General features: G+C 66.5%; 16 protein-coding genes. 13 read left to right on the forward strand and 3 right to left on the reverse strand.

Going from position 1 to position 14,590, the window contains the following annotated elements; genetic code table 11:
- Positions 1 to 109 precede the first annotated feature (109 nt).
- Together ACFO0A_RS13665 and ACFO0A_RS13670 are read right to left on the reverse strand one after the other, a co-directional pair.
- Positions 110 to 3,052, reverse strand: coding sequence for a M16 family metallopeptidase (locus ACFO0A_RS13665; protein ID WP_379539552.1), 2,943 nt, complete (start codon positions 3,050 to 3,052; stop codon positions 110 to 112).
- A gap of 81 nt (positions 3,053 to 3,133) precedes the next feature.
- Complete coding sequence (locus ACFO0A_RS13670) at positions 3,134 to 3,670, reverse strand: FKBP-type peptidyl-prolyl cis-trans isomerase (protein WP_379539553.1); 537 nt, start codon at positions 3,668 to 3,670, stop codon at positions 3,134 to 3,136.
- Positions 3,671 to 4,060: 390 nt separating this feature from the next.
- On the opposite strand from ACFO0A_RS13670, the gene ACFO0A_RS13675 reads away from it, so the two are divergent.
- The 13 genes from ACFO0A_RS13675 (at position 4,061) to ACFO0A_RS13735 (ending at position 13,968) form a co-directional block, all read left to right on the forward strand.
- Positions 4,061 to 4,642: a NifU family protein gene (locus ACFO0A_RS13675; protein WP_379539554.1), complete on the forward strand. Its 582-nt coding sequence runs from the start codon at positions 4,061 to 4,063 to the stop codon at positions 4,640 to 4,642.
- A gap of 26 nt (positions 4,643 to 4,668) precedes the next feature.
- Complete coding sequence (locus ACFO0A_RS13680) at positions 4,669 to 5,259, forward strand: malonic semialdehyde reductase (protein WP_379539555.1); 591 nt, start codon at positions 4,669 to 4,671, stop codon at positions 5,257 to 5,259.
- Between the two features lie 16 nt (positions 5,260 to 5,275).
- Positions 5,276 to 5,905, forward strand: a complete 630-nt coding sequence (gene tsaB / locus ACFO0A_RS13685) for a tRNA (adenosine(37)-N6)-threonylcarbamoyltransferase complex dimerization subunit type 1 TsaB (RefSeq protein ID WP_379539556.1) — start codon at positions 5,276 to 5,278, stop codon at positions 5,903 to 5,905.
- Between the two features lie 9 nt (positions 5,906 to 5,914).
- Positions 5,915 to 6,391: a GNAT family N-acetyltransferase gene (locus ACFO0A_RS13690; RefSeq protein WP_379539557.1), complete on the forward strand. Its 477-nt coding sequence runs from the start codon at positions 5,915 to 5,917 to the stop codon at positions 6,389 to 6,391.
- Between the two features lie 168 nt (positions 6,392 to 6,559).
- Positions 6,560 to 7,009, forward strand: a complete 450-nt coding sequence (locus ACFO0A_RS13695) for a Ros/MucR family transcriptional regulator (RefSeq protein WP_379539558.1) — start codon at positions 6,560 to 6,562, stop codon at positions 7,007 to 7,009.
- Between the two features lie 77 nt (positions 7,010 to 7,086).
- The gene (locus tag ACFO0A_RS13700) at positions 7,087 to 7,506 is read left to right on the forward strand and encodes a Fur family transcriptional regulator (RefSeq protein WP_379539559.1); all 420 of its coding nucleotides are present in this window, start codon (positions 7,087 to 7,089) and stop codon (positions 7,504 to 7,506) included.
- A 16-nt stretch (positions 7,507 to 7,522) separates the two neighbouring features.
- Complete coding sequence (locus ACFO0A_RS13705; RefSeq protein ID WP_379539560.1) at positions 7,523 to 8,305, forward strand: lysophospholipid acyltransferase family protein; 783 nt, start codon at positions 7,523 to 7,525, stop codon at positions 8,303 to 8,305.
- Between the two features lie 55 nt (positions 8,306 to 8,360).
- On the forward strand, positions 8,361 to 9,695 hold the full coding sequence (gene miaB / locus ACFO0A_RS13710) for a tRNA (N6-isopentenyl adenosine(37)-C2)-methylthiotransferase MiaB (RefSeq protein WP_379539561.1): 1,335 nt from the start codon (positions 8,361 to 8,363) through the stop codon (positions 9,693 to 9,695).
- Positions 9,692 to 10,387, forward strand: coding sequence for an alpha/beta fold hydrolase (locus tag ACFO0A_RS13715; protein ID WP_379539562.1), 696 nt, complete (start codon positions 9,692 to 9,694; stop codon positions 10,385 to 10,387). The genes miaB and ACFO0A_RS13715 overlap by 4 nt, the downstream gene beginning before the upstream one ends.
- A gap of 142 nt (positions 10,388 to 10,529) precedes the next feature.
- Positions 10,530 to 11,549, forward strand: coding sequence for a PhoH family protein (locus ACFO0A_RS13720; RefSeq protein WP_379539563.1), 1,020 nt, complete (start codon positions 10,530 to 10,532; stop codon positions 11,547 to 11,549).
- Entirely contained in the window at positions 11,549 to 12,067 is a 519-nt protein-coding gene (gene ybeY, locus ACFO0A_RS13725; protein WP_379539564.1) for an rRNA maturation RNase YbeY, read from the forward strand. The genes ACFO0A_RS13720 and ybeY overlap by 1 nt, the downstream gene beginning before the upstream one ends.
- Before the next feature lie 46 nt (positions 12,068 to 12,113).
- Positions 12,114 to 13,079 carry a hemolysin family protein gene (locus tag ACFO0A_RS13730; protein ID WP_379539565.1) on the forward strand — a complete coding sequence of 322 codons (966 nt, stop codon included), beginning with the start codon at positions 12,114 to 12,116 and terminating at the stop codon, positions 13,077 to 13,079.
- 7 nt (positions 13,080 to 13,086) lie between these two features.
- Positions 13,087 to 13,968: a LysR substrate-binding domain-containing protein gene (locus ACFO0A_RS13735; protein ID WP_379539566.1), complete on the forward strand. Its 882-nt coding sequence runs from the start codon at positions 13,087 to 13,089 to the stop codon at positions 13,966 to 13,968.
- 42 nt (positions 13,969 to 14,010) lie between these two features.
- Here the strand turns inward: ACFO0A_RS13735 and ACFO0A_RS13740 are convergent, their stop codons facing one another.
- Entirely contained in the window at positions 14,011 to 14,475 is a 465-nt protein-coding gene (locus ACFO0A_RS13740) for a peptidylprolyl isomerase (RefSeq protein WP_379539567.1), read from the reverse strand.
- Between the last annotated feature and the right edge of the window lie 115 nt (positions 14,476 to 14,590).

Genomic DNA, 14,590 nt, shown 5'->3' on the forward strand with positions numbered 1-14,590 from the left:
CCCGCTGCGTGGGGGGCGAAGGGGCCGGCCCATACCCCTGCCGCGCCCCGATTGCAAAGCCGCGCGCGGTTTGCCGCGGCCAAGCTGGGCTATCCGGGCGGCGGGCGGCCTAGTTCGACGCCGCCGGCTGCCCAGGAATGCCCGCGCGGGCGGTCACCAGCTTTTCGGGCAGGACTTCCAGCCGCCAGCTGCGCTGGCCGACGAGGTAGCGCGCGGCCAGGGCCTGCATGGCCTCCGGCGTGGTCCGGCTGTAATCGTCGAGGATCGAGCGCACCTCGCCCAGCCGGCTCGGCTGAACCGCCGCGCCTTCAAGCTGATAGAGCCAGAAGCCGTTGCCCGTCGCCGCCCGGCTGATGAGCTGCTTGAGCGGCTCGGTGATGCGCGACAGTTCGTCCGCAGTCGGCGGGTTGGCAACGAGGTCGGCCGCGATCTCGTCGGCGGCGGAGAAGAACGCGGGCACCGCCTGCGGGGTAAGCTGGCCGGCGGCGGCGATATAGCCGCCGGTCTCGCGATCGAGCGGCCAGTCGCTCTGCACCTGGGGCGCATAGCTTGCGCCCAGCTTCTCGCGCATCCGGTCGAACAGGCGGTTGTTGAACAGCTGGGCGAGAATCTCGAGTTGGCGCGATTCGCGAATGCCCGCGCGCCCGCCGCCGGTGGGCCAGGCCACCATCGCCGCGGCCTGGTTGGAATCGCCGTGGTGCGCCAGCACGACCGGCCGCGTCACGGGCGCCGGGAACGGCGGGGCGAACCGGGCAGACGTGGCGGCCGGGCGCGGCTTCAGTGCGCCGAAGGTCTTTTCGAGCGCGGCGATTGCATCCTCGCGCTTGAAATCGCCGAACAGGTCCACCTCGATCGGGCCGCTCGCCAGGATCGGCTCCCATACGCGGCGGAAGCCCTCGGGCGTGGTCTTTTCCAGTTCCGCGGGGGTCGGCGTCTTGTAGCGCGGGTCCTGCCCGTGGATCAGGTAGTCCAGATCGCGCTGGAGCACCGACTGGGGCGAGGACACGTAGCTTTCGTACTGGAGCCGCGCCGCTGCCTTGGCGCGGACCACCGGATTGGCGTCCCAGCGCGGCATCGCCAGCTTGGCGGCGAACAGGTAGAGCTGGTCCTCGAGGTCGGCGGGTCGGGTATCGGCGGTGAACTCGAAGGCGTCGTCGTCGACCGCGAAGTTGAAGCCGAGCTTGCGCCCGGTCGAGATGCGGTCGAGCTCCTCCTGGCCCAGGGTCCCCAGCCCGCTGCTGACCAGCGCCGCATTGCCGAGCGAAACATAGGTCGCATCCTCGGGCCGGATCGCGCCGTAGCCGTTGCCGAAGCGGACCTTGACCATGATCCGGCCCGGCTCGGCATCGTTGTTCCACAGCAGCGCCTTGACCCCGTTCGACAGGGTCACGCTCTCGATCTGGAGCAGCCCGGTGGGGGCGGCGGCAGTAACCGTCCCGGCGGGTCCGATCGGCGGTAGATCCTTGAAGCTGATCGCCTTGGCGGCAAGCCGGCTCGACCCGTCGGCCTTGACCGGGGCCAGCAGCGCCTGGCGCAGCGAAGCCGGCGTGGCGTCGCTGGCCTTGGGCGTGACGAGGACGGGGCGGGTCACCGTGCCCGAAAAGAGTGCCCGGGTGTGGGCGAGGACCGCAGCGGGCGTGAATTCGGCGCGCATGTCGCGGAACACCTTGAGCACCGTCTCGGGCGAGGCGACCGTCTCGCGGATATCGACCGCGCGGATGATGTCGTCTGCCAGCTTCGATCCCGCCAGCGTGTCGCGCGTTTCCACCGGCACCGCGAAGGCGACGTCGAATTCGGCGAGCTCGCGGTCGATCTCCTCCTGAGTCGCCGGACGGGCAAGCGCATCGGCGATCACCGCGCGGGTATCGCGCAGCGCGGCTTGCCAGTCCTCGCCCAGCGGGGTGACCGAGACGAAGGTGGCGTCGGCCGAGCGGCTGACGTCTTCCTGGTTGACCTGCGCCGACAGGAAGCTGCCGCCGGCGCGGGCGCGCGCTTCGAGGCGGCGGTTGATCAGCGCCTGCGCCATCTGGTCCAGCATCAGCCCGCGGTTGTAGGCGATGGTGTCGTTGACCTGGTGCCAGGGCCGCAGGATCGCGTAGTTGACGATGCGCGGCAGATCGGGCTCGACCAGCACCGCGGCGTCGCCCACCGGGTTGGCGGGATCGCTGCCCTTGGGTGCGGCCGGCGCGCCGAACGACGGCGTCGGCACGAACTTGCCCACCCCGCGCCAGTCGCCGAACCACTTCTTCACCTGCGCTTCGAGGACCGCCGCATCGACGTCGCCGGCGACGACGATCACGGTGTTTTCGGGCCGATACCAGCGATCGTGGAATGCGCGGACCGAAGCGTCGGTCGCCGCCTCGAGCGTCTCGACCTTGCCGATCGGGGTGCGGTTGGCGAGCGGCTGGCCCTGGAAGTAGAGCGCGCGGGTCGCCTCGGCGACGCGCTGGGCGGGGCCCCCGCGCTCGCGCATTTCGGCGAGCACGATCGGCACTTCGGTCTTCACGCCGTGGGCGGTGAAGATCGGCGCGGTGATCATCCCGGATAGCAGCTTGAACGTCTCGTCCAGCGTGGCCGGCGTCGCGTTGGGCAGGTCGAGCTTGTAGGTCGTGCCGGTCGGCGTCGTTTCGGCGTTGGTGTCGCTGCCGAAGGTCGCGCCAAGGCGCTGCCAGGTCGGGATCGCCTCGCCTTCCTTGAGATACTTGGATTCGCGGAAACTCAGATGCTCGAGCAGGTGAGCGAAGCCCTGCTCGCTGTCGGTCTCGTTCAGCGAACCGGCATCGATGCGGATGCGGATCGAGACCTGTCCGGGCGGCACGCCGTTGTGGCGCACGGCATAGCGCAGACCGCTCGGCAGGGTGCCGAAGGTCCATTCGGGATCCACCGGCACGTCGCTGCCCTTGTAGAGCCACGGCACGGAGCTGCGGGCGGCAGCGGGGGCGTCCTTGGCAAGTGCCGCGGTCGGCCCGATGACCGCGGCGGGCGCGGTGCCGAGCAGCAGGAGGGGAAGGAGAAGGCCGAAGCGCCGTGCGGCGCGCGCGTAGGAATGCATGGCGCGGGGTATAAGGTCAGTGCGGCTGAAGGGCCAGTGAATAGCCGCACAGGCCTGCGCCGGCCCGTGACCCGGCGCCGGTCAGCCCCCTGTCGCGGGAGCGGGGGCGGGCGCCGGTGCGGCGGCTTCCTCGTCGGCCACGTAGTCCAGCAGCTCGACCTGGAAGACCAGGTCCGAATTGGCCGGAATCGGCCCGGTCTGCTTGGCGCCATAGGCCAGCGCCGCGGGAATGCAGAGGCGCGTAACCCCGCCCTTGCCCATCGTCTGCAGCCCTTCGCCGAAGCCTGGGATCACCCCGCCGACCGGAAAAGCGGCGGCCGCGCCCTGGTCGAAAACCTCGCCCGTCGCGGCAAGGTAGCCGATGTAGTTGACCTGCACCGCGTCGTCCGCGCCCGGATGCCCGGCCGCGCCCGGCCGCAGCGCCATCGTGCCGAGGCCGCTGGCGGTCTTGCCGGTGCAGAGACGCTGGCCCGCGGGAATGATCTGCTTGAGCGGCAGCGGGATGATGGTTGCCGCGGGCTTGACCGGCTTGGCCGGGGCGGCCGCCGTGGCGGGAATGGCGAGGGCCAGGGCAAGGCCGGCGAGTAGCGCGCGCTGCGCGATGTGGATCGTGGACATGGCCCGCGAATAGCCAAAGCGGATACCGCGCGCCAGCAGGTGGTCGGCGAAGACGCGGAAACGTCGCCCGCGACTTTCGATTTTCCTACAAGCGCATCGATCTGGCAGGTCGGGCTCATGCCAACGACCGTCAGCGAACCCATGCCCGGCGCACCTCGCGTAACAATATTACGCAAGCGTGAAAGGGAATTTCTTTTTCCTCCGCAGCGAGTTGCGGCATCCAAGGCCGCTTTCTAGCCCGGAATTCCGCGGGTCCGGGCCGCATGACGCCGAAGGTGACACCTGTCACTTGTGTAACCCTGGCGAACCGGTGCGAATGGGCTGGCCGCAGTGCGATAGATCGCACGCGGCCTTGACCGCCCCGCGCGCCCTCCTACATGCGGAATCATCATGTTCATCGAAACCGAAACCACGCCCAATCCCGCAACGCTCAAGTTCCTTCCGGGTGAGGAAGTGATGGCAGCCGGCACGCGCGAGTTCACCTCGCCCGAAGCGGCCGCGGTGTCGCCTCTGGCCGAAGCGCTGTTCCATCTCGGGGACGTTACCGGCGTTCTCTATGGCCGCGATTTCGTGGCGGTCACCGCCGCGCCGGGGGTCGACTGGGGAACGCTCAAGCCGCAGGTCGTGGCGACGCTGCTCGACCACTTCGTAGCGCAGGTGCCGCTGTTCTCGGGCCCCGACGCCTCGGGCATCTCGGTCCCGGCCGAGGACGACGACGAAGGCATCGGCCATGATCCGGCCGACGAGGACGTGGTGGACCAGATCAAGGAGTTGATCGAGACGCGGGTTCGCCCTGCGGTCGCCAATGACGGCGGGGACATCACCTATCGCGGCTTCCGCGACGGCGTAGTCTATCTCAAGATGCAGGGCGCCTGTTCGGGCTGTCCCTCGTCCACCGCCACGCTCAAGCAAGGGATCGAGGGGCTGCTCAAGCACTATGTCCCTGAAGTGAGCGAAGTGCGCGCTGCCTGATTTCGCCCGTTTCAAGGATATTGCCGTTGTCCCAGCCGCTTCCCGATTCCGCGCTCGACCAGCTTTTCCGCACCGCCCGCACATATAACGGCTATCTCGACAAGCCGGTGAGCGAGGATCAGCTCCGCGCGATCTGGGACCTGATGAAGATGGGCCCGACCAGCGCCAATATGCTGCCCGCGCGGCTCGTGTGGTGCACGACGCCCGAGGCGAAGGAAAAGCTGGCCGGTCTGGCCGGCGGCACCAACCCCGACAAGATCCGCCAGGCGCCGGTCTCGGTCATCATCGGCATGGACCTCGATTTTCATGAACAGCTGCCGTGGCTGTTCCCGCATGCCGATGCGAAGAGCTGGTTTCCCGACCCTGCCGCGCGCGAGGTCCACGCCATGCGCAATTCCTCGCTCCAGGGCGCCTATTTCATCATGGCGGCGCGCGCTCTTGGCCTCGATACCGGGCCGATGTCGGGCTTTTCCAACGATGCCGTCGACGCGACCTTCTTTGCCGACCAGCCGCGCGTGCGCTCCAACTTCATTTCCACACTGGGCTATGGCGATCCGGCGACGATCTTCGGCCGCAGCCCCCGGCCCGATTTCGAAAAATTCAACCGGATCGTCTGACCGGTAGCGGCCTGCCATGCGCACGCTGGTGATCGACACCGCGACCGAGGCCTGTTCGGTGGCCCTGTTCGACGATGACGCACTCGTCGCGGGCGAATTCAGGATGCTCGGTCGCGGTCATGCCGAGCAGCTCGTTCCGATGATCGCGGCGCTGCCCGGTCGCGGTCGGGCCGACCGGATCGCCGTCAATACCGGGCCAGGCAGCTTTACCGGCATTCGCGTCGGCCTCGCCGCCGCCCGTGCCCTGCAACTGGCCTGGGGCGCGAAGTTGTACGGTTATGGAAGCGGCGCGCTGGTCGCGGCGATGGCCCGTGCCGACGAGGACGAGGCCGAGGTCGACATCGCGATGACCGCGGGTCACGGCGAATGGTTCTTCCAGCGCTTCGCTGACGGCCGCGCTCTGGACGAGGAGATGACCTCGCTGGCGCCGTCGGCCGCGGCGGCCGTCTCGCACGCCCCGCTCGTCGCCGGCACCCAGGCCGAGGCGCTGGTCGCGGCGCGCGGCACGGGCCGTGCGGTTGCGCTGTGGCCCGATGCAAGGCGCTTTGCCCTGCTCGCGTCCGCCGAACTCGATGACGACCCGCACCCGGCCTATGGCCGCGCGCCCGATGTCCGTTTGCCCGGCGGCGCCGCCGCTGCTGCTTGATCGCCAACAATGCCCGCGCAACCCATCCCCGCCGATCCCGTCGACCAGATCATGGATGTCATGGCCCGCGCCTTCGATCCCGCGTTCGGCGAGGCCTGGAACCGCCGCCAGGTCTCCGACGCCTTGCTGCTGGGGAACTGCCGCTACGGCATCGTCGGCTTTGACGGCGCACCTTGCGCGGCGGGAACCGAACCGGCGGGCTTCTTCCTCTCGCGCACCGCTTTCGACGAGGAAGAGCTGCTGCTCATCGCCGTCGATCCCCGTTTTCGCCGCAAGGGCCTGGGCGCGGCACTACTGGCGCAGTTCATGGAAGAGGCCGCAGCGCGCGGAAGCCGAAGCCTTTTCCTCGAAATGCGGAGCAATAATCCGGCGGCCGCACTCTACGAAGCGCACGGCTTCAGGCCGGTGGGAAAGCGACCATCGTATTACCGGCTCGCCGACGGCGGCAAACTGGACGCGATCAGTTACCGCCGCGACGTGGACTGAGATCAATATTTACAAAGACTTGATTGAGCGCAAAATGGGTTCGCTGCGCGACTTGGCCGCTGGGCCTCAGTTGTAGGCAATGCTGGACAATTGGGTCGAATACAGTTTAAACTGCAATGGAAATTCGGGCTCTTCGTGTCGCTGGGTCCAAGAAAAAGAGAAAACATCATGGCCGAACTTGAAAACGACATGCGCGAAACCTTGATCACGCTCACGTCGGACATCGTCGCTGCCCATGTCAGCAACAACAGTGTCGCGGTCGGCGACGTCGCTACACTGATCAGCAACGTCTATGGCGCGCTCAGCGGATTGTCTTCGCCCGAGCCGGCGCCGGTCGCCGCCCCGGAACCTGCTGTTTCCGTCCGCTCGTCGGTAAAGCAGGACCACATCGTCTGCCTTGAAGACGGCAAAAAGCTAAAGATGCTCAAGCGCCATTTGATGACGCACTACAACATGACGCCGGACCAGTATCGCCAGCGCTGGAACCTTCCCTCGGATTATCCGATGGTGGCGCCTGCCTATGCCGAAAAGCGCCGCGAACTGGCCAAGAAGATCGGCCTCGGGCGCAAGCCGGGCGCGCGCAAGCCGCGCTCGACAAGGGCTGCGGCCAAGGGTTGAAGCGCCGGCTGGGTCGCCCGGTTGAAGATCGCTCCCGTCGGCCTTAGAACCTGCGGGACTTTTCAATCGGAAACGAAGTGCATCAGGCAATCGACATAGAGGCGCTTTGCGCCGAACGCGGGCTCCGCATCACCGACCAGCGCCGCGTTATCGCCCGCGTCCTGTCGCAGAGCACCGACCATCCCGACGTGGAAAAGCTCCACGCCCGCGCGATGGCCGAAGACCCGCGTATCTCGATCGCCACCGTATACCGCACCGTCCGCCTGTTCGAGGAAGCGGGGATACTGGAGCGCCACGACTTCGGTGACGGCCGGGCCCGGTATGAGGCTGCGCCCGAAGCACACCATGATCACCTGATCGACGTCGAAACCGGCAAGGTGATCGAATTCGTCGATCCCGAGCTCGAGGCCCTCCAGCGCCAGATCGCCGAGAAGCTCGGCTTCCGCCTCGTCGACCACCGGATGGAGCTTTACGGCGTCCGGCTCGAACGGGACTGAGCGGGCGCGCCAGGTCGTGCCTGTTTCCGCCGATCCCGCTGCGATCGCGCAGCCAACCGTGCCGCGCCTTCCCGCGCTGTCCTGGGCGCGCGTCGTCATCCGGCTGTCGGCAATGGTGGGCTGGCTGTTGATGTGCGTTCCGACATACTACGCCGCGCGGCTTCTCCGCCTGCCGATCCACGTGCCGCGAATGTTCCTGGCTGGCATCGGCCGCATCGCCGGGGCTCGCATCGCGACGAAGGGCAGCCCCGCCCCCGCCCCTGTCGCGCTTATCGCCAATCATGTCAGCTGGCTCGACATCCCCGCGCTGGCGCGCGCCCGGGGGGCGGCCTTCATCGCTCACGATGGACTTTCCGCCCACCCGGTCCTTCGCTGGCTGTGCGAGATGAACGGGACCACCTTCATCGCCCGCCACGACCGCGCCGGAGTGGCGGGACAGGTCGACCAGATGCGCGCCGCGCTCGCCACCCATCCCGTGGTCACGCTGTTTCCCGAAGGAACGACGAGCGACGGGCGCGGCCTCCTGCCGTTCAAGTCTTCGCTGCTCTCGGCCCTCGACCCCGCTCCCGCCGGGACCACGATCCAGCCCGTCCTGCTCAATTACGGTCCGGGAAGCGCGGAAGTTGCCTGGGTAGGGACCGAGCACGGCGTTCACAATTTTCTCAAGATCCTTGGCCGCGCCGGCCGCCTGCCGATCGTCGTCCATTACTTGCCCCCGCTCGAGGGATCCTCACTGGCTTCACGCAAGGCCATGACCGCAGCGGCCCAGGCAGCACTTGGCGCAGCACTGGCGAGGTGAAGACAGCGTTGCTGCGCGCTTCAAAAGGCCCGCGACTTCCCCTAAGGCCGGCGCCATGACCGCCCCCCAGCGACCCCGCACCTTCCACGTCAAGAGCTTCGGCTGCCAGATGAACGTCTATGACGGCGAGCGCATTTCCGAGCTGCTCGCCGCGCAAGGAATGGACGCTGCCGACGAACGTGCCGACGCCGACGTTGTCGTGCTCAATACCTGCCACATCCGCGAGCGGGCGGTCGACAAGGTCTATTCCGACATCGGCCGCCTTCGCCGCGACGATGGCACAAGCCCGCTGATCGCGGTCGCTGGTTGCGTAGCGCAGGCCGAAGGCGCCGAGATCATGGCGCGCGTTCCGCAAGTGCAGATGGTGGTCGGCCCGCAGGCCTATCACCGCCTGCCTTCGATGATCGACGCTGCTGCCGCAGGTCGGCGCACAACCGATACCGACATGCCCGCCGAAGCCAAGTTCGGCGCGCTTCCCCGGCGCCGCAAGAGCGCGCCCAGCGCCTTCCTGACCGTCCAGGAAGGTTGCGACAAATTCTGTACCTATTGCGTGGTGCCTTACACCCGCGGTGCCGAAATCTCGCGCCCCTTTGCCGATCTGGTCGACGAAGCGCAGGCCCTGGTCGAAGGGGGCGCTCGCGAGATCACCCTGCTCGGCCAGAACGTCAATGCCTGGACGGGCGAAGATGCGCGCGGGCGGGCCACCGGGCTCGAGGGACTCATACGCGCGCTTGCGGAGATCCCCGCGCTATCGCGCATCCGCTACACCACCAGCCACCCGGTGGATCTGACCGACCAGCTGATCGCGGCTCACGCCGAAATTCCCAAGCTCATGCCCTACCTTCATCTTCCGGTTCAGTCGGGCAGCGATCGTATTCTGAAGGCCATGAACCGAAGCCATTCGGCCGAAAGCTATTTGCGGACGCTTGAGCGCGTACGCGAGGCCAGGCCCGACATTGCCATCTCGGGTGACTTCATCGTCGGTTTTCCGGGCGAGACCGAGGCGGATTTCGCAGATACGCTCGAAATCGTGAAGGCCGTCCGGTACGCTCAGGCATACAGTTTCAAGTACAGCCCCCGCCCCGGTACGCCGGCGGCTACGATGCCCGACCATATCGCGCCCGAGGTGATGGACGAACGGCTTCAGCGACTGCAAGCCGCGCTCCGGCAGACAAGCCTCGCCTTCAATCAGGCGAGTGTCGGCCGGACCTGCGAGGTATTGGTCGAACGCCGAGGAAGGCTGCGGGGACAATGGCTGGGGAAATCACCCTGGCTCCAGTCAGTCTATTTCGAAGGGGATGCGGCGATCGGTGACATCGTCGAGGTCGAGCTCGTTTCAGGCCATCCCCACAGCGTCGGCGGCGAGCTGCGCCAGGTCTGCGCAGCGTGAGCCGGTCGCCTCTCGTCCTATTGCCCGGTCTCGCCTGCGACGCCGGGCTCTGGGCACCCCAGATCGCCGCGCTTGCAGGAGTCGCCGACATAACCGTCGGCGATACCCTGCAGGATTTCACGATACCGGACATGGCCAGGCGAATCCTCGCCGCTGCGCCCATTCGCTTCGCTCTCGCCGGACTTTCGATGGGCGGATACTTGGCATTCGAGATCATGCGACAGGCACCGGAACGGGTGCTTCGCCTGGCACTGTTCGATACCAGCGCCCGGCCCGATACGGCCGAGCAGACGGCATTTCGCAAGACCTCGATCGCCGCGGTCGAGGAGAGCGACGATTACGAGGACCTGTCGCGAAAGAGCCTGCCGATGCTTATCGCGCCGGGCAGCGACCCCGAGGTCGGCAATGCCGCGGTGGCGATGGCGCTTCGCGTCGGGCCGGCGACCTACATCCGCCAACAGCAGGCGATCATCGCCCGCGCCGATTCCCGGCCGACCTTGGCAACGATAACGGTTCCCACGCTTGTCGCGGTCGGCGAACTGGACCTGCTGACACCGCCCCCACTGGCTCATGAAATCGCGGACGGGATCAAGGGAGCCAAACTCGAAATCATCCCGCAGGCCGCGCATCTTCCCACGCTGGAACAACCTCTCGCGACAACACGTCTTTTGCACGGCTGGCTGAACGGCTGATCGAAGGGCTGTGGCGTTCGCGCCACGCCGCCCGATTCTTGCCGCCAATCCACAGCCAAGACAGCCCCGCCCGATTGCGAAGCGCGCCGCGCGTCCTATCTTGGCCCCGTGTCGGCCCGTGCCGGCCGCTCGAAAGGAACGGATGTCGCGTAAGCCAGCTCGCGCCGCTACCCTGGCGCATCGCCCTGCTGCCGAACCCCGCCGCGCGCGGGCGGAGATCGAGTTCGAAGAGCCCGGTGTCCTGGGTGCCCTGTTCGGCCAGTTCGACGCAAACCTCGTCCAGATCGAAAACCGGCTTGGGGTGTTCATCGGCGCCCGCGGCAACCGCATCCAGATCGAAGGGCCGGAAGATGCCGTCGCCCGCGCCCGCGAGGTCCTGCGCGGTGCGCACCAGCGCCTGCTAAGCGGGCTGGAGGTCGATGCCGGCGCGGTCGAATCACTGATCGCGATGTCGAGCGAACCCACCCTTGAGGGCATCATCACCGGTGGGCAGGACGCGCCGCCGATCATGATCCGCACTCGCCGCAAGACGATCGTGCCGCGTTCGGCCACGCAGATCGAATATATGCGCGCGTTGGCCCGCGACGACGTGATCTTCGCGCTCGGACCCGCAGGCACTGGCAAAACCTATCTCGCCGTCGCCCAGGCTGTCAGCCAGCTCATCACCGGCAGTGTCCAGCGCCTGATCCTCTCGCGTCCCGCCGTCGAAGCGGGGGAGCGGCTGGGCTTCCTTCCGGGCGACATGAAGGAGAAGGTCGATCCCTATCTCCGGCCGCTTTACGACGCGCTGTACGACTGCATGCCGCCCGAGCAGGTCGAGCGGCGGCTGGCGAGCGGCGAGATCGAGATTGCGCCGATCGCGTTCATGCGTGGGCGTACTCTCGCCGATTCCTTCATCATCCTCGATGAGGCGCAGAATACGACGCCTGCGCAGATGAAGATGTTCCTGACCCGCTTCGGCCAGAATAGCCGGATGGTGGTTTGCGGCGATCCCCGACAGGTCGATATCCCGGGGGGAGACGCGCAGTCGGGGCTGGCCGACGCCGTGCGAAGGCTCGAGGGCGTCGAAGGCATCGCGACCATCCATTTCAGCCGCGCGGACGTTGTCCGTCATCCGATCGTGGGGCGGATCGTCGAGGCTTACGAAGGACCCGACGCCTGATGCCCTCACCCGCCACGAACGCCCCGTTGATCGAACTCGATGTCGATCCGCTGTGGGGCCAAGGCACGGACTGGGAAGCGCTGGCGGTCCGCGCGGCGGAAGCGGCGGCAGCAGTGGCTCCCGAGCTGGCCCACGACAATCTACTCGTAAGCCTTGTCTTGGCTGACGACGAGGAAGTGCGCGCGCTCAATCGCCAATGGCGCGCCAAGGACTCGGCCACAAACGTGCTTTCCTTCCCGATGCTGAGCCGCGAGGAAGTTCTCCACGCGGCAGCTGACGAAAGAGCGTCCGGAATGCTGGGCGACGTAATTGTCGCGCATGGCGTATGCTCGCGCGAGGCGTCCGATAAAGGGGTCACTCTCGCCGATCACGTGGCCCACCTGATCATTCATGGATTGCTGCACCTTGCCGGGCTGGATCACGAGCAGGGAAGCGAAGAGGCCGAGGCAATGGAAGCCCTCGAGACGAAGGCCCTTGCAATCATGGGGGTCGCCGACCCATATTGCAGCGCAGCGTAACGCGCGCGGGAGAGTTTCCCGGTCGCGCGAGGGGAGATCTAGGCCGATGCCCGAGGGCGGCGGGCCAGGCGGCGAAGGTCGTCCAGGCGACAGCGATACAGGTAAAAGCGAAGGACGAAGCGACGCCAACCGCGCGCTATGGCGTGCGCTGAAGAGCTTTTTTGGCCGGAGCGAAGCGGACCAATCGCTGCGCGCCCAGCTCGAAGAAGTGATCGACGAGCACGAGGGCGATTCCAGCGAGGCCGCGGCCGCAGCAAGCGGCGATCTTTCGCCGATCGAGCGCCAGATGGTGCGCAACTTGCTCCACTTCAGCGAACACGACGCCGACGACGTGGCGATACCCCGCGGCGAAATAATCGCGATTTCGGCGTCGGCGAGTTTTGCCGAGCTGGTGGCCGCCTTTGCCGAACATGGCCATAGCCGCATGCCGGTCTATGCCGATTCGCTCGATGAAGTGGTGGGTATGGTCCACATCAAGGACGTTTTTCCGATCATCGCCGAGATGCGGCACGGCGAACGCGCCGAGCCCGAGGACTGGTCCTCGCTGATGCGCCAGCCGCTTTTCGTGCCGCAGGCCCGCGGTGCATTGGACGTGCTGGCAGACATGCGCGCGAGCCGGATCCACCTGGCCGTCGTGGTCGACGAGTATTCGGGAACCGACGGGATCATCACCATCGAGGACCTGGTCGAGGAGATCGTGGGCGAGATCGAGGACGAGCACGACGACGAACCCGAAGTGATGCTCGTCCCGCTGGACGGGGGGATGTGGGACGCCGATGCGCGCGCGGAGCTCGACGACGTGGCCGAGACGATCGACCCTCGCCTGGCCGAAGTGGAGGAAGACATCGACACGCTCGGCGGGCTGGCGGTGATCCTTGCTGGTCATGTGCCCCAGCCGGGCGCCGTGCTCGATCACCAGAGCGGATGGAAACTGGAAGTAACCGCCGGCAACGAACGCCACGTCAGCCGTCTTCGCCTTCATCCTCCCCAGACGGCAGAGGCGCAGGAGTGATCCTGCGATGATGCGCCGCCTTCCTCCCCTGCGATCGCTCGAAGCATTCCTGCGGACCGTCCGCCTTGGTTCGGCGAAGGCGGCGGCAAGCGAACTTGGCCTGACTCCATCCGCGCTGTCGCGACGGATCGGCCAGCTCGAGGCTTTCGTCGGCAAGAAGCTGTTCCTGCGCCAGCACCAGCAGATGAAGCTGAACGACGCCGGCGAGGCGTTTTTTTCCGTCGTGGCGCCGCTCATGGACGAGCTGGCCGAACGCGTCGAAAGCCAGATGGACGACAGCCGCATCCTGCGCCTGCGCCTTGGTGTTCTGCCCCTTTTCGGCAGCCAGCGGCTCTTCCCGCGGCTGCCCGAACTGCGCCGGCTTTACCCTCTGCTGCATATCGACATCGATTCGATGGGCCATGCGGAAACCAAGCTGGGCGACACGATCGATGCCGCTATCGTGCTGAGCCAGGGTCCGGACCCTTCGCTTCACGCGGTCAGGCTCGACCACAACCAGGTCTACGCCATTACTTCACGCACGGTGGCAGACGAGATCGGCGGCGTGCCCGATGCGCGCAAGCTGTCGCGCCAGACTTTCCTGATCCACAACGATCTGCCCGAAAGCTTCACCGCCTGGAAGGAAGCCGTGGGGCTCAAGAGCCTGGAACCGGCGGCGATCGATCACTTCGATTCCGGTCAGCTTATTCTGGAAGCGGCAGCGCAGGGACTTGGCATCGCGATCATGCATGACGATCATTTCAGTCGCAGCCAGGATGAGCGGCTGGCCAAGCTGTTCGATGTCGAAGTTGCCAGCCCCTACAGCTACTGGTTCGTCTGCCGGCCACGAGCGCTCGAAACGCGGCCCGTGCGAATTTTCCACGACTGGCTGGTAAACGCGAACCTCTAATAGCGAAACGGGCCCCCGCTTGCGCGGGGACCCGTCCGAACTTCAGCCTACCGTGGCTTTCTTGATGAAGCCGGGCGTCCGCGGCGGCTCGCCCTTGGGCAAAGCGTCGACGTGTTCCATGCCGCTTTCGACCTCGCCCCACACGGTATACTGGCGGTCGAGAAATCGCGCGTCGTCGAGACAGATGAAGAACTGGCTGTTGGCGCTATTGGGATCGCTGGTTCGGGCCATCGAGCAGACGCCGCGATTGTGCGGTTCGGCGCTGAATTCTGCCTTGAGATCAGGCTTTGAGGATCCGCTCATCCCGGTCCCTGTAGGATCGCCGCCCTGTGCCATGAAGCCGTCGATTACCCGGTGGAACTTCACCCCGTCATAAAAGCCTTCGGAAGCCAGCTCCTTGATCCGCGCGACATGACCGGGAGCAAGGTCGGGACGAAGCTTGATTACGACATCGCCGGTCTGGCCGCTGCCGTTGTCGAGGGTGAAAGTGAGGGTGTCGTCGGCCATTGAGTGGGTTCCTTCCGGTTTGCGCGGGCCGATATAGGCGCTCGGCGGACAATGTCACCCGTATCGCCCCCATCGGGGGCGAACCCGGTTGCTTTTGCGCGTCCGCAGCCTAGAC

Source organism: Novosphingobium tardum (assembly GCF_042652045.1).
Classification (GTDB): domain Bacteria; phylum Pseudomonadota; class Alphaproteobacteria; order Sphingomonadales; family Sphingomonadaceae; genus Novosphingobium; species Novosphingobium tardum.

What these genes read in the sequence shown, in the direction of transcription:
- ACFO0A_RS13665 (WP_379539552.1), bottom strand. Translation starts at nt 3,052, where the DNA reads ATGCATTCCTACGCGCGCGCCGCACGGCGCTTCGGCCTTCTCCTTCCC.
- ACFO0A_RS13670 (WP_379539553.1), bottom strand. Translation starts at nt 3,670, where the DNA reads ATGTCCACGATCCACATCGCGCAGCGCGCGCTACTCGCCGGCCTTGCC.
- ACFO0A_RS13675 (WP_379539554.1), top strand. Translation starts at nt 4,061, where the DNA reads ATGTTCATCGAAACCGAAACCACGCCCAATCCCGCAACGCTCAAGTTC.
- tsaB (WP_379539556.1), top strand. Translation starts at nt 5,276, where the DNA reads ATGCGCACGCTGGTGATCGACACCGCGACCGAGGCCTGTTCGGTGGCC.
- ACFO0A_RS13690 (WP_379539557.1), top strand. Translation starts at nt 5,915, where the DNA reads ATGCCCGCGCAACCCATCCCCGCCGATCCCGTCGACCAGATCATGGAT.
- ACFO0A_RS13695 (WP_379539558.1), top strand. Translation starts at nt 6,560, where the DNA reads ATGGCCGAACTTGAAAACGACATGCGCGAAACCTTGATCACGCTCACG.
- miaB (WP_379539561.1), top strand. Translation starts at nt 8,361, where the DNA reads ATGACCGCCCCCCAGCGACCCCGCACCTTCCACGTCAAGAGCTTCGGC.
- ACFO0A_RS13720 (WP_379539563.1), top strand. Translation starts at nt 10,530, where the DNA reads ATGTCGCGTAAGCCAGCTCGCGCCGCTACCCTGGCGCATCGCCCTGCT.
- ybeY (WP_379539564.1), top strand. Translation starts at nt 11,549, where the DNA reads ATGCCCTCACCCGCCACGAACGCCCCGTTGATCGAACTCGATGTCGAT.
- ACFO0A_RS13730 (WP_379539565.1), top strand. Translation starts at nt 12,114, where the DNA reads ATGCCCGAGGGCGGCGGGCCAGGCGGCGAAGGTCGTCCAGGCGACAGC.
- ACFO0A_RS13735 (WP_379539566.1), top strand. Translation starts at nt 13,087, where the DNA reads ATGATGCGCCGCCTTCCTCCCCTGCGATCGCTCGAAGCATTCCTGCGG.
- ACFO0A_RS13740 (WP_379539567.1), bottom strand. Translation starts at nt 14,475, where the DNA reads ATGGCCGACGACACCCTCACTTTCACCCTCGACAACGGCAGCGGCCAG.